Here is a 20,357-nt window from a genome sequence, read left to right on the forward strand (position 1 = left end):
TTCATCCGCTGCCGTCTCCCGCCGTTAGAATGATTGGCCTATGCCGGCGTAGATTCCATAGGCCGTGCCATTTTCGTACTTGTTCAGCGGTACGGCAAAATCAAGCCGCAGCGGACCGAAAGGCGTGGCATAGCGGATACCGACACCGGCGCCGGCGCGGAAATCGCCGAAATCGGGGAAGGTGTCTGCCGAAACCGTGCCGACATCGATGAAAGGCACGATGCCGATCGTATCGGTGATCCTGACGCGTGCCTCCAGCGAGGCGGTCACATAGGACTTGCCGCCGGTCGCCTCGCTGTCGGCGTCGTAGGGCGAGATCTCCTGATAGCCGTAGCCGCGCACCGAGCCACCACCGCCGGCAAAGAAGCGGCGGGTGGCGGGAATGTCCTGCAGCTCGCCGCCGACCAGGAAACCCGCGGCCACCTTACCGGCGAACACTACATTGTCCTCCTGGCCGATCGCCTGATAGCCCGAAATCGAGCCCTCGAAGGAGGAGAAGATGGTGCCGTTGAAGGCTTCATAGCTCGGCGTTGCCGCGAGTGTCGCGCGGTAGCCTTCCGTCGGATTGAACTTGTTGTCGCGGGCGTCGCGCTCGTATGTCAGTGGCAGAGCGAAGGTCAGATACTCGTTGTTGCCGAAGGCGTCGTCGTCTTTTTCGTAACTGATCTCGGCTGCGGCCGAGACGGTATCGTGATCGCTGAGCTCGTAGGAGTAACCGAGCGAGCCGGTGATCAGAGAGGCGTTGTAGGCATCCGGATTCTCGGTCTTGGCAAGGATCGATGCCTTGAGCGTTCCCGCTGGGAAGAAGGCGCCAGGCTTGGTGAAGGAAATGCCGGTCGAATAGTCGAGATTGCTGATGTCGTTCTCGCCGAGCCGGCCGACTGTACCTTCGATACGAAGCGATTCCGCCTCACCGAAAAGATTGCGATGGCCCCAGTAGCCTTGCAGGCCGAAGCCGTCGATCGTCGAGTAGTTGGCGCCGAAGCCGAAGTAGCGCTGCTTGCCTTCCGACACCTCGATGGTCATCGGTAGCGTACCATCAGCAGCGAGCTCATTGGCTTCGTGAATGGTGACGCTCGAGAAGACGCCAAGGGCACGCAGACGGTCTCCGGCCTTCTTCAAAGCCTCTGGCGAATAGGCCTCGCCGCGGTTGAGCCGCGAATAGCGCTGGATGAAATCGGGTTTGACGGTCTTTTCACCGGTGACGCCAACGGTGCCGACCGGGGCAACGGGGCCGCCTTCGGTGGTGATGACGATATCGACGGTGCTTGTGCGATGATCGGCAACGACCTCGCGCTTCGTCAGCTTGGCAAGCGGCCGTCCTTCGCTCTTCAACTGCTCGACGATCTTGTCGCCGGCCTTGATGATGACGAGGGAGCCCGCCTCTTCGCCGGGCGCCAGATCGTAGTCTGCGGGATTGCGCATCGCTGCATCGCCGCCGAACTGGACGTCGCGTACGTGGAACACCGGCCCCGGATCGACATTGACGTTGACGGTGACCGGCTTCGACCGGTCGAAAACAGGATTGGGTGGCAGGTTGTCGATATTCTTGCCATCGACGGTGATGGTCACCACGCCGCCATATCGGGCCTTTTCATACAGGGTGGCGATCAGCCGCTCGCGGTCGTCGCGCGCCTTGACGACGACGCCGAGATCGCCGGAGACCGGCTTGTCCTTGTCGCCGACCAGGCGCGAGCTGTTTTGCAGGGCCTCCGTGAGATCAGGATCTGCCGTGCCCGACGTCAGATCGACGTCGTAGCGCACCGGATCAGGAACCTGTTCCGCTTCGCTGTCGTCCTTGCCGAATATCGTTATGCCAAACAGCTTGAAGGCGTATGCCTCATCGACCAATGCAGGCGAAAACGCGGCCGTTGCCGCGATCACCATCATGGTGCCTGTCCGCCGATACGCGAAACCCGCTTTCGGTGTCGTCCCTCTGATCTGCATCCGCCGCTTTTAGTTACATGGAAAATGAAGCTTCGCGTTGCCCAGCCGCGGGCACCTTAGCGGCAAAAATGCGAAACGTGTACCAATTTAAGTTGCTGGCGGGCTAATTTAGTACAGAAAATGAAAAATCCCGGCGCTGGCCGGGATTTTTTAGTCGGTGAATTTAACGCTTAGTAGCCGCCGCGCGGGCAGTCGTCGATGTAGCGATTGCCGTTTCGATCACGATAATAGCACTGCCCGGGCTGCTCGGCGACACGGCCGATCAGTGCGCCGGCAACGCCGCCGATCGCTGCGCCAACTGCGGCACCGCGGACATTGCCTGTAGCAACACCACCGATCACAGCGCCGGAAGCGGCGCCGATGCCGGCACCCTGCTGTGTCGGCGTGCAACTCGCGATCGAGAGGCCGACGAGTACGAATGCGATAATCTTCTTCATTTCCATCTCCAAAAGGTTCGCTGCCCCCGGGCAGCAGCCGTCCCTCACGTGTTTTTGTTTTTGTCACTTAGGCTGCAAACTATGTCGTAAACAAAGCGTGTCCAGCAATCTCCGCAAAGTTTGCGGTCACGCTTCATTTCATAACGTTTCAGGAGAGCCCTGTTCTATCGGACTTCGGCAGTGAAGCAAAATTGATACAACTCCCTAAAGTAGCGGTTGATCCTAAAGGGAAAAGGTCAAATGATGCCGCTTGTGCCTGGAGGAGGCACGAGGAGGACATCATGGCGAAAGTCAAACTGACGGTGAATGGCCGCGCGGTGAGCGGCGACTGTGAAGAAAGAACGCTTCTCGTCCATTTCATTCGCGAAAAGCTGGGGCTGACAGGCACCCATGTCGGCTGCGATACGACCCAGTGCGGTGCCTGCGTCGTCCACATGGACGGCAAGTCGGTGAAGAGCTGCACGATCCTGGCCGTCCAGGCCTCCGGCTCTTCGGTGATGACCATCGAGGGGCTTGCGGCAAATGGCGAGCTGCATCCCGTTCAGGCGGCTTTCAAGGAACATCACGGCCTTCAATGCGGCTTCTGTACGCCCGGCATGGTGATGGCCTCGGCCGATATGATCAACCGCCACGGCGGCCATCTCGACGAGGAAACCGTTCGCCACGAGCTTGAAGGCAATATCTGTCGTTGCACCGGCTATCACAACATCGTCAAGGCCGTGCTCTCCGCCAATGCCGAAATGCATGGCGGCGCCAAGCAGGCTGCCGAATAGCATCCCCTGAATTCGTCTGGCAGCTGCCGAACACAATTCTCTTTGGCGGAATGCCAGGCCCGAAACCCCATTGGAGGACATCATGGGTGTTGAAGGAATTGGTGCACGCGTCGCACGCAAGGAAGACAAGCGGTTTCTGACAGGTAAGGGCCGCTACACGGACGACATGGTCGTTCCGGGCATGAAATATGGCTACTTCATCCGCAGCCCGCATGCTCATGCAAAAATCACCAATATCGACGTCTCGGCCGCGAAAGCGATGCCCGGCGTTACCGACGTGCTCGATGGTAAGCAGCTGCTTGCCGATGGTATCGGCAATCTGATCTGCGGCTGGATGATCCATTCGCGCGATGGTTCTCCGATGAAGATGGGTGCGTGGCGGCCGCTGGCGGTCGATACGGTCCGCTATGTCGGCGATGCCGTGGCGATCGTCGTTGCCGATTCGCTCGGCGAAGCGCGGGATGCGGCCGAAGCCGTCAGCATCGACTACGAGGAACTTCCTGTCGTCACTGAAGCCGTCGAGGCCTTGAAGTCGGGCGCGCCGCAGATCCATCCTGAATCATCGGACAATCTGATCTTCGATTGGGTGATCGGCGATGAAGGCGCGACCGATCAGGCAATTGCGGCGGCAGCGCATGTCACCGAGATCGAACTCACCAACAACCGTCTGTCGCCCAATCCGATGGAACCGCGGGCAGCGCTCGGGATCTATGATTCTGCCGAGGATCACTACACCTGCTACACGACGAGCCAGAACCCGCATGTCGCCCGTCTGGTGATGAGCGCCTTCTATAACGTGGCGCCGGAGAACAAGCTCAGGGTTATCGCACCCGATGTCGGCGGTGGTTTCGGATCGAAGATCTATATCTATCCCGAAGAGATCGTCTGTCTCTGGGCCTCGAAGAAAACCGGCGTTCCGGTGAAGTGGAATTCTGACCGCACCGAAGCCTTCCTGACCGATGCGCATGGACGCGATCATGTGTCGAAGGTGAAGATGGCCTTCGATAAGGATCATCGCATCATCGGGCTCAAGGTCGATACGATCGCCAATCTCGGCGCGTACATGTCGCTCTTCTCTTCGGCGGTGCCGACTTATCTCTATGCGACGCTGCTGTCAGGGCAGTATGCGATCCCCGCGATCCACGCCAATGTCCGCACCGTCTACACCAATACGGCGCCCGTCGATGCCTATCGCGGAGCCGGGCGGCCGGAGGCGACCTATCTGCTGGAACGGACGATGGAGACCGCAGCGCGCGAGCTCGGCATTTCTCCGGCCGAGCTCCGGCGGAAGAATTTCATCCGCTCCTTCCCGCATCAGACGCCCGTGATCATGATGTATGATGCGGGCGACTACGATGCCTCGCTCGACGCGGCGATGCAGGCTGCCGACTGGAATGGCTTCGAAGGCCGTCGTGCGGAGGCCGCAAACCGCGGCATGAAGCGCGGCATCGGCATGAGCTGCTATATCGAAGCCTGCGGGATCGCGCCGTCTCAGGCGGTCGGCTCTCTCGGCGCTGGTGTCGGGCTGTGGGAATCGGCAGAGGTGCGCGTCAACGCCGTTGGCACGATCGAAGTGCTGACCGGCTCGCACAGCCATGGCCAGGGACACGAGACGACCTTTGCTCAGCTGGTGGCGGATCGTCTCGGTGTTCCGATCGACAGCGTTTCCATCGTCCACGGCGATACCGACAAGGTGCAGATGGGCATGGGCACCTACGGTTCGCGCTCCGGCGCCGTCGGCATGTCGGCTGTCGTCAAGGCGCTCGACAAGGTCGAGGCCAAGGCAAAGAAGATTGCCGCGCATCTGATGGAGGCTGACGAGAGCGACATCGTCATCGAAAACGGCGAGCTGAAGGTGGCCGGTACCGACAAGGTGCTGCCGTGGTTCCAGGTGGCGCTTGCTTCCTACACCGCCCACAATCTGCCGGCGGGGATGGAGCCGGGCCTGAAGGAGACGGCTTTCTACGATCCGTCGAACTTCACCTTTCCGGCAGGATGCTACATCTGCGAAGTCGAGGTCGATCCGGAAACGGGTCACACCAAGATTATCCAGTTCGTCGCCGCCGATGATTTCGGCAATATCATCAACCCGATGATCGTCGAGGGACAGGTGCATGGCGGCATTGCGCAGGGTATCGGCCAGGCGCTGCTCGAAGGTGTGCACTACGACGAGAACGGGCAGCTGTTGACGGCGAGCTACATGGACTATGCCATGCCGCGCGCCGATGATCTGCCGTCCTTCAAGCTGTCGCATCAGAACACGCCCTGCCCAAGCAATCCACTCGGCATCAAGGGCTGCGGCGAGGCGGGGGCGATCGGGTCTCCACCCGCGCTGATGAATGCGATCACCGATGCCATCGGCAACAACATGCTGACCATGCCTGCCACACCGCAGAAGGTGTGGATGGCGTCACGTGCGACCAATTGAGGAGGAACGGCCATGTACGAGTTGAACTATCACCGCGCCTCTTCGGTCGATGAGGCGGTCAAGCTGATCTCCGGCAAACCCGAGGGCAAGTTCGTTTCCGGCGGCATGACGCTGATTGCGACGATGAAACAGCGGCTGGCCGCGCCGAGCGACCTTGTCGATCTCCGGCATATCGACGCCATGAAGGGCATCAAGGTCGATGCGCGCAAAGTCACCATCGGCGGCGCGACCACGCATGCCGAAGTCGCCTCATCCGCGGCGATTCGCAGCGTGCTTCCGGCCTTTTGCGAACTGGCGGGGCTGATCGGCGATCCGCATGTCCGGCATATGGGCACGATCGGCGGATCGATCGCCAACAATGACCCGGCTGCCGACTATCCGGCGGCAATGCTGGCGCTCAACGCGACGATCGTGACAAGCAAGCGCCAGCTGCCAGCGGATCAGTTCTTTACCGGGCTGTTCGAAACGGCGCTTGAGGACGGTGAGATCGTCACCGGTGTCAGCTTCGACGCGCCCGAGAAAGCCGGCTATGCCAAGTTCCGCAATCCGGCTTCGCGCTACGCGATCACCAGCGTCCTGGTAACCAGGTCAGGCGGCACTGTCAGGGTCGGCATCGCCGGGGCGGGCAGCAATGGTGCCTTCCGGCATGGTGGCCTGGAAGCGGCTCTCAGCGCCAACTGGTCGCCGGATGCCGCGATGGGCGTTCAGGTCGATGCCAACGGCCTGCTGTCCGATCTGCATGCCAGCGCCGAATATCGCGCCAATTTGATAAAAGTCATGACGAAGCGAGCCGTTGCTGCTGTAGGTTAGTCGCAACGAGCGGCTTTCCGGAAATGTCAACCCAGCCGCTTTATCGGCTGGGTTGAAGCTTTTTCGTCTGGAATGATTCAAAAATATGCGCCTTTTGCCGCAGTTGATGGTAAAGGAGGCGCCATGGGTTGACGCGCGGCGGTGTGCTTAGCAAAACGGTCGCGTGATACTGGAGCATATGCATGGATTTCGAAGCGTTTTTCAAAAGCGAGCTTGATGGTCTTCATTCTGAAGGCCGCTATCGCGTTTTTGCCGACCTTGAGCGCCACAGCGGACAGTTTCCGCGTGCGACGCGCCACACGGCCGACGGCCCGAAAGACGTTACGGTCTGGTGCTCCAACGACTATCTCGGCATGGGCCAGAATCCCAAGGTGATCGAGGCGATGAAAGCCGCCATCGACCACTGTGGCGCGGGTGCGGGAGGCACCCGGAATATCTCTGGCACCAACCACCACCACGTTCTGCTCGAGCGCGAACTTGCCGATCTGCACGGCAAGGAAGCAGCGCTGACCTTTACGTCGGGCTATGTCTCGAACTGGGCGGCGCTTGGCACGCTCGGCGGCAAAATCCCCGGCATGATCATTTTCTCCGATGCGCTGAATCACGCCTCGATGATCGAGGGCATCCGCTACGCCAAGTGCGAGAAGGTGATCTGGAAGCACAACGACATCCATGACCTCGAAGCCAAGCTGGCGGCCGCCGATCCAAAGGCGCCGAAGCTGATCGCTTTCGAAAGCGTCTATTCGATGGATGGCGATATCGCGCCGATCAAGGAAATCTGCGACCTCGCCGACAAGTATGGCGCGATGACCTATCTCGACGAAGTCCATGCCGTCGGCATGTACGGCCCGCGCGGCGGCGGCATTGCCGAGCGCGAAGGCCTGATGGACCGGATCACCGTGATCGAGGGTACGCTTGCCAAGGCCTTCGGCGTCATGGGCGGCTACATCGCGGCCTCGACGGCGCTTTGCGACTTCATCCGCTCGTTTGCCTCGGGCTTTATCTTCACGACTTCACTGCCGCCGGCGCTCGCCGCCGGTGCGGTCGCCTCGATCCAGCATCTGAAGGCCAGCCCCTTCGAGCGTGCCCGCCATCAGGACCGGGTGCGCAAGCTGCGCCAGCTGCTCGACCAGCAGGGCATTCCGCATATGCCGAACCCGAGCCATATCGTGCCGGTGATGGTTGGCGATGCCGCGAAGTGCAAGTGGATCTCGGATCTGCTGCTCGACAATTTCGGCGTCTATGTTCAACCGATCAACTATCCGACGGTGCCGAAGAAGACCGAGCGCCTGCGCATCACGCCGACGCCGCAGCATTCCGATGCCGATATCGAGCATCTGGTCGGCGCGCTGCATTCGCTGTGGTCGCGTTGTGCGCTGGCAAGGCACGTCGCCTAAGAAAAACAGAAATAACGTAATAAAAATGGCCGCTTAAGCGGCCATTTCCTTTTGAACAATGATTTCGCCGGCGCGCCGTCTTGCCTCGTCATCAGCTGCGAAGACGTCTTCCATCGTCGTGGCGGCCTCGTGGCCGGTCATCATATCCATCACGCGCTCGGCAATATCGGCCATCTCAAGGAAGCCGATCCGGCCATCGCAGAAGGCGTGGAAGGCAATCTCTTCCGCAGCATTCATGACGGCGCCTTGCAGGCCGCCGCGTTCCAGTGCTGTGCGGGCCAGCCTCAGTGCCGGGAAGCGCACTTCATCCGGGGCCTCGAAATCCAGACGCGCCAGCTTGGCGAAGTCCAGCCGCTCGACATCGAGCTTCGAGCGGTTCGGATAGGTCAGCGCATAGCCGATCGCGGTGCGCATATCCGGGCAGCCGAGCTGCGCCAGCACCGATCCGTCGATATAACCGACCATCGAATGGATGACCGACTGCGGATGGACGATGACCTCAACCTGATCTGGACGAACGTTGAAGAGGTGCTTGGCCTCGATCATCTCCAGCGCCTTGTTGAACATCGAAGCGCTGCCGATCGAAATCTTCAGACCCATCGACCAGTTCGGATGGGCGCGGGCGATATCGGCGGTGACGCCGGCCATCTGCTCGCGCGTCCAGGTGCGGAACGGACCGCCCGAAGCGGTCAGAACGATGCGCTCGACGGCATGATGCTGATCATCCTCCAGCGACTGGAAGATGGCGCTGTGTTCGCTATCGACGGGGATCAGTCTTCCGCCGCCTTCGGCAACGGCCTTGACGAAAAGCTCGCCTGCGGACACCAGGCATTCCTTGTTGGCAAGGGCGATGTCCGCGCCGCGCTTGGCGGCCTCCAGCGTCGGCGCCAATCCCGCGGTGCCGACGATTGCCGCCATCACCAGGCCGGCATTGCGTGTGCCCGCTTCGATCAGCGCATCGCGGCCTGCAGCGACCTCGATACCACTGCCTGCAAGCGCGTCCTTGAGGGCGCCGTAGCTTGTTTCGTCGGCAGTGACGGCGAGTTCGGCGCCGCAGGCAATCGCCTGCTCGGCGAGCAGCGCGACATTGGCGTTGCCGGTGATTGCGACCACCTCGAAAGCATCGCGGCCGCCAAGCTGCTTGACCACGTCGAGCGTGTTGACGCCGATCGAGCCTGTCGAACCAAAGATGCTGAGGCGCCGCGGCGCGGTGAGGCCGGTCTTCATGCGCGTGTCTTATCCAGAGCCGTCATTTGCCTTCGGCTCTACAGGGCTTTGGGTGGTGCGGCAAGTGTGCAACGCAGCAGTTTTCTCTCGCAACGGGGGTTTACAGAGCGGCGTTGGGATGTGACTCTTGTAACATCCATGGAGGATGACGGATGCGGCGGCCTGAACGGCCAGAGCCGCATTCCAGCGCTTGGGCGCACCCGGCAAACGGCACTGCGGTGCCCTGCCACTTCAAAAATCGGGAGGAATGAACGGACGCGTTTCGCGATGCTTCCGCATGGTTCCTGCGCTTCGGCGCTCGAAAAGGCCGACTTTGATGACGATGCTGAAACTGACAATTCTATGCGCCGCCTGGCTTGCCCAAACGTTGCCGGCGCGGGCCGACAATCTGTTGATCTGGAACCCGGTGCAGGTGTCCGATCAGGCCTACAAGGCAACGATGGGGTTTCGTCTGCCGTTCGAGTGGGAAACCAGCGCCGGTGCCGATTTCGGGTTATCGGCAACCGATGGCGATGCGATCCTCAAGGGATCGGGGCAGGCGACACTCTGGGGCAAGATCAGCAAGGTGAGGGCGACCCCGGCCGGACCGGCGCAGCAATCTGCAGGTATTCGCGTCGATACGCTGCGCGGCAGTGGCGCGCTGATGCTCAGCCGCTCGAAAAGCTTCATTCTCTCCGACTCGCTTGATCTCCAGACCAGCCGCTTCGTCAATGTCGGCTTTGATCCGGTGGCCGCGCGCCAGACTTCGGTCACCGCCAGCCAGGCGATGAAGCTGATTTATCCCTGGACGGGAACAGCGCTGACCGCCAACGGCAGCGTTACCGGCCTCGGTCAGGATTTTTCGAGCTCCGTCGGCGTCAGCCAGAATATCCTGCCGAATCTCAATCTGAACGCTGCCGTCAACGATCCACTGTCCTCAAGCCGCTCGGCAAATGTGAACATCAACTACCGGATCACCTGGTAGGATCTGAACCAACCGCTGCCTCCGGCGTTTCTCTGCCATTGCAAAAGGAGGAAGGGTCATGGTTTTCAAGGAAGCCACTTTTCACGGCAAGCAGCCGGAGATCGAAGCCGAGTTCGTCAATCATGCGACGCTGGAGATTGCGGCAGCCGAGGCGCTCGCCGTGGCCGGGAGCATCGATGCGTCCGATGTTCAGGTAACGGCCGAGAATGAAGAGATCGTGCTGACGGGCACTGTCGGCACAGTCGAAGAGATCGAGCGGGCGACTGCGGTGGTCAGCTCGGTCAAAGGTGTCCACGGTGTCCGCAACCAGATCCTGCTCGGTTGACGCCCTGCGTTAACCATTAACAAAAGATTAACGTTCTGTAATTGGACGCTCCACGGGCAGCGGCATAGGTTAAAGCCAAATTTCCTGGTTTTACCGGAGGTGCCTATGCATCGCATGGAAGAGATCAACCGCAGAACATGGAGCAACCCGCTCTCCCGGCGTGACTACCGGTCAAGCACTGGCTTCATCAATGAGGGTGAACGCGTGGTTTTCGAGATCGCTCGAAACCGTGGCGCGGGCGCGCGCATCCTCGACATCGGTATAGGCGGCGGCCGCACCACTGGATTGTTTCAGCCCGTGGCCGCTGATTATGTCGGTATCGACTATACGCCCGAGATGGTGGCGCTAGCGCAGCGCAACTACCCTTCAGCCCAGCTGGAGCACATGGACGCGCGCGATCTCTCGCGCTTTGCGAAGAGCAGCTTCGACATCGTGGTCTTCAGCTATAACGGCATCGATTCCGTCGATGCGGATGGGCGCAAGGCAATTCTTGGCGAAGTGTCCCGGGTGCTGAAGGCTGGCGGCACCTTCGTGTTCTCGACCTTCAACCGCAATTGGCATGGGTTCGGTGAAAAGCGGGCGCGCTCGTCGATCGTCTGGTCTAACGATCCGCTCAAGCTCGGCTTTCGTCTTGTGAAGCATGCCGTCGGGCTGGTGCGCGAGCGCCGCTTTGCGCCGCTGGAACAGCGCGATGGCGAACATGCCATTCTGCTGCACCGCGCCCACGATTTCGGTATCATGGTCTATGCAACGACGCCGGAGCAGCTTCGGTCGCAACTTGGCGAGAGCGGCTTTGACAGCGATCCGATGCTGTTTTCAGTCGATGGGCAGTTATTGCGCGGCGAGACGTTGCCGGACGAGGAATATTTCCACGTCGTTGCCTACAAGCCGGCGCTCAGCTAATCAGCCGGCGAAGCGCTCTGCCAGGAAATGCGAACTGCTGGTCGCTCCGGCCAGGCGGTCGGTCTTCTGGGTGGTCGTGGTGCCGTGCGGCTGGTAGGCCAAGGCAACGATGACGGCACTGATGGCGATATAGCCGATCGCAAGTAGCGTGAGTTTTTGACGCATGACGGGAACTCCTGTTCTGCCAGCTTAACGCCGCCCCAGCGGCAAAGTTCCAGCCCGGCAAAGCGCAAAGAAAAACCGGCCTCTGACGGCCGGTTCTCCAATCTTGAGAAATAAGTCTTAGCGGCAGACACGGGTCTTCTTGACGACCCAGTGGCCGTGTTCGTGGAAGCGGGCCGTCTTCACGTAGCAATGCGTCGCCACGTGGTGCATCGGCTTGTGCCAGCGGTGTGTCGGCGCGCGCTCGGTGGTGGTAACGGTTACGTTTGCCGCCTGTGACGGTGCGGTGGTCGAAACAATGGCGGCTGCTGCAAGCATGGATGCAAGAATAAGAGATTTCATGGTTTTGGCCTTTCGATTAACCGGACGATCAACTCGCCAATCGCACGCCTGGTTCCAACCTTACGAAATATTTAGGTTTTCGCCCTGGAGCGGCTATTCGCCGGCCTTACTCAATTTCTGCGTGGGGTGTGCGGAAAAGCAATTACGGCATCGAGTGCGGCCATTAAGCAACGGTCCTGCCTTCGAATTGTCCCCTTTGCGATCAGAACGTTAAGGACGTTCTTCATTGCGCATGGAAACAATGAAGGCCGCTTGGATCGTTCTGCGATCCCATACGTTATTTGTGGCTGGGTTTGCTTGCCGGTGCGGTTTCGATCAGAAGCTGCCGGTGCCATTTGAGAAGGAGACCATGATGAAAAAGACCATTGCGATGGTAATTGCAGCAGCTTCGCTTACGCAGGCTTGCGTCACAGCGGCGAGCGCTGCCGATATGGTCCGGACCTACGAGGAACCGGATACGCGCGGCGGCGTCAAGATCGGCATGCTGACCTGCGATATCGGCGGGGGCCTCGGCTATGTGCTCGGCTCCGCGAAGGAAGCCGATTGCGTGTTCAGCTCGACGATCGGCAATGAAGTGACCGATCATTATACCGGCGATATCCGCAAGCTCGGCATCGACCTCGGCTTCACCACCCGCAGCCGCCTCGTCTGGGCCGTCTTCGCCCCGACAGCCGGCTATCACCGTGGCTCGCTCGGCGGCCTCTATGTCGGCGCGTCCGCTGAAGCCACCGTTGGTGCCGGCGTCGGCGCCAATGTGCTGATTGGCGGCACGTCGGGATCGATCCACCTGCAGGCGCTCAGCGTCACCGGCCAGCTCGGCCTGAACGTTGCGGCGGGTAGCGCGTCGATGACGCTGACGCCGGGCTAATTTCAGGCAATTCGCGCCCCTTCCGCTTTGGTGGAAGGGGCATGCTCAATTTACGTTTCGAACAACGGGTTCCTCAGTGGTGGACGCGCAACAAGCGTCTGACCAAGTGATGACCAGGAACGCCGTCGGAACGTTCCGCGCCGCCGGATCAGCTATGATTTTGAAGTGATTGGTGATTCCGACGCGATTCGAACGCGTGACCCTCAGATTAGGAATCTGATGCTCTATCCTGCTGAGCTACGGAACCACTTGGGGCTCATGCATACAAAAGGCTTGGCGCGAAGCCAAGCCTTTTTCAGTCCGGTTTTCAGTATAGATCAGGCGCCGAGGCGCTGTTCGGCAAGGCGCACCCAGTAGGAGATGCCGTGGGTGATGACCTCGTCGTTGAAATCGTAGGCCGGGTTGTGGAGGCCTGCGGTGTCACCGTTGCCGATGAAGATGAAGGCGCCCGGGCGGGCGTTCAGCATGTAGGAGAAATCCTCGCCTCCCATCATCGGGTCGATTTCCGGGTTGACGTTGGCCGCACCGGCAATATCGGTCGCCGTCGCGATGGCGTGGCCGGTCTCGGCCGCGTGGTTGACGGTGACGGGATAGTTGCGCTGGAAGGCGATGTCGGCTTCGGCGCCGTGAGCTGCGGCAAGGCCGTTGATGACCTGCTTGAAGCGGCTTTCGGCGATGTCGCGGACTTCGGGGTCTAGCGTACGGATCGTACCGGCGATCTGGGCGTCGTTGGGAATGACGTTATGGGCAAAGCCGGCGTTGAACTTGGTGACGGAGACGACGACGGAACGCAGCGGATCGACGGTGCGTGCGGCGATCATTTGCAGGTTGGCGACGATCTGGGCGCCAATGGCGATCGGGTCGATCGTGCGGTTCGGTTGGGCCGCGTGGCCGCCGCGGCCCTTGATGGTGACGGTGAACTCGTCGGTCGCCGCCATGATCGGTCCCTTGCGGATGGCGAACTGGCCGACGGGCAAGCCCGGCAGATTGTGCATGCCATAGACTTCCTCGATGGAGAACCGCTCCATCATGCCGTCCTTGACCATCAGGTTGCCGCCGCCGCCGCCTTCTTCAGCGGGCTGGAAGATGACGGCGACGTTGCCGTTGAAATTACGCGTCTCGGCCAGATATTTGGCGGCGCCGAGCAGCATGGCGGTGTGGCCGTCATGACCGCAGGCATGCATCTTGCCCGGCGTGGTCGAGGCCCAGGGCTTGCCTGAAATTTCGGTCAGCGGCAGGGCGTCCATATCGGCGCGCAGGCCGATGGTGCGGCTGCCGCCGCCATTTCCCTTGATCAGGCCGACAACGCCGGTGCGGCCGATGCCGGTGACGATTTCGTCGACGCCGAACTCCTTCAGCTTTTCGGAGACAAAGGCTGCCGTGTTCTCCACCGCGAAAAGAAGCTCCGGACGGGCGTGGATGTGACGGCGCCATTCGGTCACTTCGTCCTGCAATTCAGCGGCTCTGTTCAAAATCGGCATGCTCAAATTCCTGTACCGGTAACGGGCTATTCCGCGGCAGAGATAGCGGCTGCCGCGAAAAGAACTTATTCAATGGCCTTTGCCATGTCATGGCCATATACGTTAAATAGTGAAGGTTTCGAGATTTTCCGGACATCTTAAGGACTAGACGTGTCGACGCGCCAGAATCGTTTGTTTGCCGCCCTGCGGCCGGTCTCTTTCGCCGTCAGTGCCACTGCCGCACTGCTTTCTTCGGTTCCGCTTGCGCAAGCCAATCCGCATATTCTCGTCGATGTTCAGAGCGGCCGCGTGCTCGAGCACGAAGAGGCCTTCCGCAAATGGTATCCGGCCTCGCTGACCAAGCTGATGACCGTCTATACGACATTCGATGCGATCCGCTCCGGCCAGATCAGCCTCGATACGCCGATCGTGATGAGCAAGCAGGCCGCAGCACAGCCTGCCGCCAAGATGTATTACAAGCCGGGCCAGAAGCTGACGCTCGACAGTGCGCTGAAGATCCTGATGGTCAAGTCGGCCAACGATATCGCCGTTGCCGTTGCCGAAGCGGTGGCGGGTACGCAGGATGCCTTCGTGCTGCGCATGAATGCGGAAGCCCTGAAGCTCGGCATGACGGATTCGCATTTCGTCAATCCGAACGGACTTCCGGGCAAGGGCCAGTACACGACGGCGCGCGATCTTGCGGTCCTGACCGTCGCGCTGCGCCGCGATTTCCCGCAATATTCGGGCTATTTCGCGCTTGAAGGCTTTACCAACGGCAAGACCAATACGCCGAGCATCAATCTGCTGATCGGCCGTTTTGCCGGTGCGGATGGCATGAAGACCGGCTTCATCTGCGCTTCTGGTTTCAACCAGATCGGCTCTGCCACCCGCAACGGACGCACTGTGGTTTCGGTCGTGCTCGGTACGGACAGCCTTGCGGCGCGCGCCGATGCGACCGCCAATCTGCTGGAGAAGGGCTTTGCAACGCCCGCCGGATCAAGTGCAACGCTTGCCTCGCTGAAGCCCTACGGGCCGGGGCAGGATGCCGTCAGCGATATCAGCGCTGAAATCTGCAGCGCCAAGGGCGCCAAGGTGCGCAGCGAAACGCGCGATGAGGTCGGCCGCATGAAGGTGCAGTCGCCTTATATTCACGAGATGGACCACGAGCCGAATTTCGTCTTCGCCGGCCTGATCCCCGGGCAGGATACCCAGCCTGACAAGGGTACCAAGGCGGACGCAATGGGTGATGCCGCCAATATCCCGGTGCCGCTGCCGCGTCCTACGTCGTTCTAAAGGCAAGATCCCATGAGCCTGCATGCAGACCGGATCCCGGTCACCATCCTGACCGGTTTTCTCGGTGCGGGAAAATCGACACTCCTGAACCGGATCCTCAAGGATCCCGCGATGAAGGATGCGGCCGTCATCATCAATGAATTCGGCGATGTCGGCATCGACCATCTGCTTGTCGAGAGTTCCGGCGATGCGATCATCGAGCTTTCGGACGGCTGCCTGTGCTGCACGGTGCGCGGCGAGCTGGTCGATACGCTCGCCAATCTGATGGATGCGATCCAGACCGGCAAGGTGAAGGCAGTGAAGCGCATCGTCATCGAGACGACAGGGCTCGCCGATCCGGCGCCTGTGATGCAGGCGATCATGGGCAACCCCGTTATCGCCACGAATTTCCAGCTCGATGGCGTCGTGACCGTCGTTGATGCTGTCAACGGATTGCAGACGCTCGACAATCACGAGGAAGCCCGCAAGCAGGTGGCTGTGGCCGACCGGCTGATCGTCTCGAAGCGGCCAATGGCTGGTGGCGAAGGTCTTGGCGCGCTTGAAGCGCGGCTGCGCGATCTCAATCCGCGGGCGGCTCTGATGGATGCCGATGACGAAGAGACCGGCAACGCCGGCGTGCTCGTCAATGGCCTCTACGATCCGGAGACGAAGATTGCCGATGTCGGCCGGTGGCTGCGCGATGAAAACGCGCATGATCACCACCACCACGATCATCACCACCATCACCACCACCACCACCATCATGACCATCACCACGATGGCCAGGATCCGCATGATGTGAACCGTCACGATGCCTCGATCCGGTCTTTCTCGATCATCGAAGACAAGCCAATCGATCCGATGGCGCTCGAGATGTTCATCGATCTCCTGCGCTCGGCGCATGGCGAGAAGCTGCTCAGGATGAAGGCGATCGTTGCGGTTTCGGACCGGCCGGACAAGCCGCTGGTGCTGCATGGCGTCCAGAATATCTTCCATCCGCCGGTGCGCCTGCCGGCCTGGCCCGATGAAAACGACCGGCGCACGCGCATGGTGCTGATCACCAAGGATCTGTCCGAGGACTTCGTGAAGACGCTGTTCGATGCCTTCCTCGGCAAGCCGCGTATCGACACGCCGGATCGCGCCGCGCTGGAATCCAACCCGCTTGCCATTCCCGGCATGAAGATCTGAGACCTATTTCCGGCGGATCAGGAAGCGGTGGCCGCTCTCGGTCTTCACCGTTTCCAGCAGCTCATGGCCGTCTTCATTGCAGAAATGCGGGATATCGATGCCTGCCAGGGGGTCCGTGGTTTCGACGCTGATGAGCGCGCCGCTCGCCATAGAGGACATCTTGCGGCGCGTTTTCAGCACTGGCAGAGGACACTTCAGACCGCGAAGGTCATAGGCAACGGCGTCGGAACCGCTCAATTCTTGGACCAGAATTTCCAGAACGGCTTCTTGGAAGCGTCGGCGGTTTCCTGTGGCGGCTCGGGCGCAAAGGCCAGCGGGTTCTGCTGCGGAACCGGAACGTTTGCAGGCGATGCCTCGGCAACAGCCGTGGCTGCGGGCTGAGCGGGTGCCGCAGTCGCCGGTGCGGCTACAGCAGCAGGCGCCGGGGTGGCCGCGGCAATCGCCGTTGCCGGAACCGTGACAGGCACTGCCGGCTTCGACATCATGCCTTCGAGCTCGGCAACCTTGACCATGCGGCCGGCTTCCAGCGAAGTGCCAGTCGGCGCGTAGGCGAGATCGCGGCCCTTGCGGGTCTTGGCGACGACGGCCTTACGTTCGGCTTCGGTCGGGTCATACCAGGCGAGGCCGTCGAACTTCTTCTCGGCCTTGGCATAATCCATGGCATAGGTCTTGTCGTAGGACGACAGCGCCGATGCGAGCGCCGGAGGCGTCGACATGGCCGGGCACTTGCCTGCCGGATTGAAGCCGCCGCCATCAGCCGTCTGCTGGTTGAAGACGTATTTCTTCTCGCAGACATTGACCTCCGGCGGGCGCTTGGTGACTTCGAAATTGTCGTAGCCGACCTTCAGCATCTTCCAGAAGTCGTAGCTCGGGTCGAGCCGGTGCTTGTACATGTTTTCCGCGCTCATGCGGAACGGGAAGGCCTGCAGCTGAACCGAGGTCTGGCCGCCCTTGAAGGCGTCGCGTGCGAAGGCGTAAATCTCGAGAACCTGTTCGTCGGTCATCGAGTAGCAGCCCGAGGACGAGCAGGCGCCATGGATCATCAAGTCCGAACCGCTGCGGCCATTGACGGCGTCATACTTGTTCGGAAAGCCGGTATTGATCGCGAGATAATATTTCGAATTCGGGTTCAGATTGGCGCGGGTCAGGTTGTAGAAACCTTCCGGAGCCTGCCGGTCGCCGGTCTTCACCTTCGGGCCGAGACGGCCGGACCAGGCGCAGATCTTGTAGTCGGCGATCTTGTCGAAACGGTTGTCGGTCTTCGCCTTCCAGATCTCGAGCGCGCCTTCTTCCTTGAAGATGCGGATCAGGATCGGCGAATTGCGATCCATGCTCTTGGCGCTCATCTGCGCCAAGATGCGCGGCGGCAGCGGTTGCTCCACCTTGTTCTTGACGGTGGAGAGGTCGATCTTGCTTGCCGATTCCAGTGTGTCGTTGCAGCCCGCCAAGGCGAGTGCCATCAAGGAAACGTAGGCGAAATGACGAATGCGCATTCAGTTAGCCCAACTACCAGATTCAGCCCGCTCCACACCGCAGAATCCGGGCAATACCGAGAATCATAGGCGGCTTATACTTTACAAATCCTTACGAGGATATGACCGGCCCGCGGCGCCCCCGCAAGCGCGAAAACTGGTAGATAACATTATTGTGGCCAAGATTTGGCCCTAATCGGGCCAATTTTTCTGTGGCTGCCTTAGAGGTTACGGCCCATCGACAGGAACTTCTGACGCCGGTCGTTACGCAGCTGCTCGCCGGAACGCGGCGAAAGCTCGGCAAGCGAATTGGCAATCACGTCGCCTGCGGCGGCAATGACATGGTCCGGATCGCGATGGGCGCCGCCTAGCGGTTCCGGGATGATGCCGTCGATGATGCCAAGCGACTTCAGGTCTTCGGCGGTGATCTTCATGTTGGTCGCCGCTTCCTTGGCGCGGGTGGAATCGCGCCAGAGGATCGAGGCCGCACCTTCCGGCGAGATCACGCTGTAGATCGAATGTTCGAGCATGAAGACCTTGTTGCCGGTGGCAATGGCGATCGCGCCGCCCGAACCGCCTTCGCCGATAACAACGGAGATGATCGGAACCTTGACGCCGAGGCACATTTCGGTGGAGCGGGCGATGGCTTCCGCCTGGCCGCGCTCTTCGGCGCCGACGCCCGGATAGGCGCCTGCCGTATCGACCAGCGTGATCACAGGCAGGCCGAAACGGTCGGCCATTTCAAGCACGCGGATCGCCTTGCGGTAACCTTCGGGGCGGGCGCTGCCGAAATTATGCTTCAGGCGGCTCTTGGTGTCGTTGCCCTTTTCCTGGCCGATGACGGCGACAGGCTGGCCGCGGAAGCGGGCGAGGCCCGCCTGGATGGCGGCATCCTCGGAAAACTTGCGGTCGCCAGCGAGCGGCGTGAATTCCTGGAACAAGACCTTGGCGTAATCGACGAAATGCGGACGCTGCGGATGGCGCGCGACCTGCGTCTTCTGCCAGGCATTGAGCTTGGAATAGATATCGACCATCGCTTCGCGAACGCGAACTTCGAGCCTGCCGACTTCATCCGACGTGTCGATGCTCTCGTCCTCGGACGCGAGCTTCTTCAGTTCGATGATCTTAGCTTCGAGGTCGGAGATCGGCTTTTCGAAGTCGAGATAATTGTGCATGAGGTGCGTTTCCGTTCCTTGTGCCCGGGGCAATTGCTGGCGTTGCCCCTTGTCGCCGGTCCTATTCGTGCTTTTTCGCCTGTTTTGCAAGAGGGTGATGCGTTTGCACCAGTTGTTGCAGGCGTTCTTCCAAGACGTGGGTGTAGATCTGCGTCGTCGAAATGTCCGAATGTCCGAGAAGTTCCTGGACAACACGCAGGTCCGCGCCGTTGGCCAGCAGGTGGCTGGCGAAGGCGTGGCGCATGACATGCGGCGAGATCATAGATGGGGTCAGCCCGGCGCGGATCGCAAGGTTCTTCAGGTCGCGGGCGAAGACCTGCCGTGGCAGATGGCCCTCTTTCGACGCTGCCGGGAATAGCCAGGGGCTCTCGGTGGGCTCGTTGGCGCTGGCGTTTTCCACAGCCATCGCGCTGCCGTAAGCCTTCAGCGCAGCGATCGCCGAATGCGAAAGCGGAACGAGACGTTCCTTGTTTCCCTTGCCGCGGATGATCAGGAAACGTCCCTCCTGATCCAGGACCCGGGCCGGCAGCGATACAAGCTCGCTGACGCGCATGCCGGTGGCATATAACAATTCAAGAAGCGCCAGCATGCGCCGGCGGTTCAATTGACCGGCGGCGGGATCGCCGGCCTCGCGCTCGGCCTGCTTCAGCAGCCGCGTCACCTCTTCGACGCCCATAGTTTTCGGCAGCGGCCGGCCCTTCTTCGGGGAGTCGAGCACACCCGTAGGGTCGTCCGTCCTCAGGCCCTCTGCATAGAGAAACTTGTAGAATTGCCGCATCGAGGCCAGCCTTCGGGCCTGCGAAGAGGGCTTGAAGCCCTGGCCCGCAAGCGAGGCAAGGTAGGCGGTCAGGTCGGCGGAGGCCGCTTCCGTCAGGCGGACGCTGCGTCCGTTCAGAAAGGAGTGGAGATCGTCGAGATCGCGCTCGTAGGATTGCAGCGTGTTCTCGGCCGCGCCGCGTTCGGCGCTCATCATCTCCAGAAAGGATTCCACGTGAACGCGGCCGAGATCCCGCATCGGCCTACTTCTTCGCCGGGGCGATGGTGCCGGTTGCCGGCGGATTGATCCGCTCCGACGGAATGCGGATCGTCACGTCGCGCGGTTGCGGCTCGACGAAGGTCACCAGGGCCACCATGCCTCCGTAGATCGCCCCGGCGATAACCGCCAAGACAGCGAGGAAACGGAAGAGGGTTGGCATTTCTTGAACTC

Annotated in this window: 21 protein-coding genes and 1 tRNA gene; 10 read left to right on the plus strand and 12 right to left on the minus strand. The window is 60.8% G+C overall.

What is annotated here, in order from left to right; translation table 11 throughout:
• Positions 1–24 precede the first annotated feature (24 nt).
• The gene (locus AC1DNK_RS12245; protein WP_477941308.1) at positions 25–1,947 is read right to left on the minus strand and encodes an autotransporter assembly complex protein TamA; all 1,923 of its coding nucleotides are present in this window, start codon (positions 1,945–1,947) and stop codon (positions 25–27) included.
• A gap of 170 nt (positions 1,948–2,117) precedes the next feature.
• The gene (locus AC1DNK_RS12250; RefSeq protein WP_112385738.1) at positions 2,118–2,384 is read right to left on the minus strand and encodes a YMGG-like glycine zipper-containing protein; all 267 of its coding nucleotides are present in this window, start codon (positions 2,382–2,384) and stop codon (positions 2,118–2,120) included.
• Positions 2,385–2,665: 281 nt separating this feature from the next.
• Between AC1DNK_RS12250 and AC1DNK_RS12255 the strand changes: the two genes are divergently transcribed.
• From AC1DNK_RS12255 to hemA, 4 genes are all read left to right on the plus strand, one after another.
• A complete protein-coding gene (locus tag AC1DNK_RS12255; RefSeq protein WP_477941309.1) occupies positions 2,666–3,157 on the plus strand; it encodes a (2Fe-2S)-binding protein in 492 nt (163 codons plus the stop codon).
• 82 nt (positions 3,158–3,239) lie between these two features.
• A complete protein-coding gene (locus AC1DNK_RS12260) occupies positions 3,240–5,585 on the plus strand; it encodes a xanthine dehydrogenase family protein molybdopterin-binding subunit (protein WP_477941310.1) in 2,346 nt (781 codons plus the stop codon).
• A gap of 12 nt (positions 5,586–5,597) precedes the next feature.
• Positions 5,598–6,395, plus strand: a complete 798-nt coding sequence (locus tag AC1DNK_RS12265; protein WP_477941311.1) for an FAD binding domain-containing protein — start codon at positions 5,598–5,600, stop codon at positions 6,393–6,395.
• Between the two features lie 182 nt (positions 6,396–6,577).
• Positions 6,578–7,792, plus strand: a complete 1,215-nt coding sequence (gene hemA / locus AC1DNK_RS12270) for a 5-aminolevulinate synthase (protein WP_112444569.1) — start codon at positions 6,578–6,580, stop codon at positions 7,790–7,792.
• A gap of 33 nt (positions 7,793–7,825) precedes the next feature.
• Here hemA and dxr read toward each other — a convergent pair whose 3' ends face one another.
• Positions 7,826–9,019 carry a 1-deoxy-D-xylulose-5-phosphate reductoisomerase gene (gene dxr / locus AC1DNK_RS12275; protein ID WP_477941312.1) on the minus strand — a complete coding sequence of 398 codons (1,194 nt, stop codon included), beginning with the start codon at positions 9,017–9,019 and terminating at the stop codon, positions 7,826–7,828.
• A 316-nt stretch (positions 9,020–9,335) separates the two neighbouring features.
• On the opposite strand from dxr, the gene AC1DNK_RS12280 reads away from it, so the two are divergent.
• The 3 genes from AC1DNK_RS12280 to AC1DNK_RS12290 all read left to right on the plus strand — a co-directional run bounded on the left by AC1DNK_RS12280 (position 9,336) and on the right by AC1DNK_RS12290 (position 11,211).
• Entirely contained in the window at positions 9,336–9,983 is a 648-nt protein-coding gene (locus tag AC1DNK_RS12280) for a hypothetical protein (protein ID WP_477941315.1), read from the plus strand.
• A 58-nt stretch (positions 9,984–10,041) separates the two neighbouring features.
• Positions 10,042–10,308: a BON domain-containing protein gene (locus AC1DNK_RS12285; protein WP_112386161.1), complete on the plus strand. Its 267-nt coding sequence runs from the start codon at positions 10,042–10,044 to the stop codon at positions 10,306–10,308.
• Between the two features lie 105 nt (positions 10,309–10,413).
• On the plus strand, positions 10,414–11,211 hold the full coding sequence (locus AC1DNK_RS12290; protein ID WP_477941316.1) for a class I SAM-dependent methyltransferase: 798 nt from the start codon (positions 10,414–10,416) through the stop codon (positions 11,209–11,211).
• Here the strand turns inward: AC1DNK_RS12290 and AC1DNK_RS12295 are convergent, their stop codons facing one another.
• Positions 11,212–11,376 (minus strand): hypothetical protein, encoded by a 165-nt coding sequence (locus AC1DNK_RS12295; RefSeq protein WP_310296205.1) that lies wholly within the window; start codon positions 11,374–11,376, stop codon positions 11,212–11,214.
• A gap of 117 nt (positions 11,377–11,493) precedes the next feature.
• Positions 11,494–11,715, minus strand: a complete 222-nt coding sequence (locus AC1DNK_RS12300) for a hypothetical protein (protein WP_477941317.1) — start codon at positions 11,713–11,715, stop codon at positions 11,494–11,496.
• Between the two features lie 352 nt (positions 11,716–12,067).
• Here AC1DNK_RS12300 and AC1DNK_RS12305 point away from each other — a divergent pair, with 352 nt between their 5' ends.
• Entirely contained in the window at positions 12,068–12,583 is a 516-nt protein-coding gene (locus tag AC1DNK_RS12305; protein WP_112386170.1) for a DUF992 domain-containing protein, read from the plus strand.
• 170 nt (positions 12,584–12,753) lie between these two features.
• On the opposite strand, the gene AC1DNK_RS12310 is transcribed toward AC1DNK_RS12305, so the two are convergent.
• Together AC1DNK_RS12310 and AC1DNK_RS12315 are read right to left on the minus strand one after the other, a co-directional pair.
• Positions 12,754–12,830 (minus strand) — tRNA-Arg (locus AC1DNK_RS12310).
• Between the two features lie 70 nt (positions 12,831–12,900).
• Positions 12,901–14,064 carry a M20 aminoacylase family protein gene (locus AC1DNK_RS12315; protein WP_477941318.1) on the minus strand — a complete coding sequence of 388 codons (1,164 nt, stop codon included), beginning with the start codon at positions 14,062–14,064 and terminating at the stop codon, positions 12,901–12,903.
• A 150-nt stretch (positions 14,065–14,214) separates the two neighbouring features.
• Between AC1DNK_RS12315 and AC1DNK_RS12320 the strand changes: the two genes are divergently transcribed.
• Both AC1DNK_RS12320 and AC1DNK_RS12325 read left to right on the plus strand, forming a co-directional pair.
• Positions 14,215–15,336, plus strand: coding sequence for a D-alanyl-D-alanine carboxypeptidase family protein (locus AC1DNK_RS12320; RefSeq protein ID WP_112386157.1), 1,122 nt, complete (start codon positions 14,215–14,217; stop codon positions 15,334–15,336).
• A gap of 12 nt (positions 15,337–15,348) precedes the next feature.
• A complete protein-coding gene (locus tag AC1DNK_RS12325; protein ID WP_477941320.1) occupies positions 15,349–16,503 on the plus strand; it encodes a CobW family GTP-binding protein in 1,155 nt (384 codons plus the stop codon).
• A 3-nt stretch (positions 16,504–16,506) separates the two neighbouring features.
• Here AC1DNK_RS12325 and AC1DNK_RS12330 read toward each other — a convergent pair whose 3' ends face one another.
• The 5 genes from AC1DNK_RS12330 to AC1DNK_RS12350 form a co-directional block, all read right to left on the minus strand.
• A complete protein-coding gene (locus AC1DNK_RS12330; protein ID WP_477941322.1) occupies positions 16,507–16,740 on the minus strand; it encodes a sulfurtransferase TusA family protein in 234 nt (77 codons plus the stop codon).
• A complete protein-coding gene (locus AC1DNK_RS12335) occupies positions 16,737–17,996 on the minus strand; it encodes a L,D-transpeptidase family protein (protein WP_477941324.1) in 1,260 nt (419 codons plus the stop codon). The genes AC1DNK_RS12330 and AC1DNK_RS12335 overlap by 4 nt, the downstream gene beginning before the upstream one ends.
• Before the next feature lie 200 nt (positions 17,997–18,196).
• Positions 18,197–19,150, minus strand: coding sequence for an acetyl-CoA carboxylase carboxyltransferase subunit alpha (locus tag AC1DNK_RS12340; RefSeq protein ID WP_477941325.1), 954 nt, complete (start codon positions 19,148–19,150; stop codon positions 18,197–18,199).
• Between the two features lie 61 nt (positions 19,151–19,211).
• Positions 19,212–20,165, minus strand: coding sequence for a site-specific tyrosine recombinase XerD (xerD, locus tag AC1DNK_RS12345; RefSeq protein ID WP_477941327.1), 954 nt, complete (start codon positions 20,163–20,165; stop codon positions 19,212–19,214).
• A 4-nt stretch (positions 20,166–20,169) separates the two neighbouring features.
• Positions 20,170–20,346 (minus strand): hypothetical protein, encoded by a 177-nt coding sequence (locus AC1DNK_RS12350; RefSeq protein WP_310296189.1) that lies wholly within the window; start codon positions 20,344–20,346, stop codon positions 20,170–20,172.
• Positions 20,347–20,357: the final 11 nt, after the last annotated feature.

It is taken from the genome of Rhizobium sp. 01N424, from assembly GCF_056399485.1.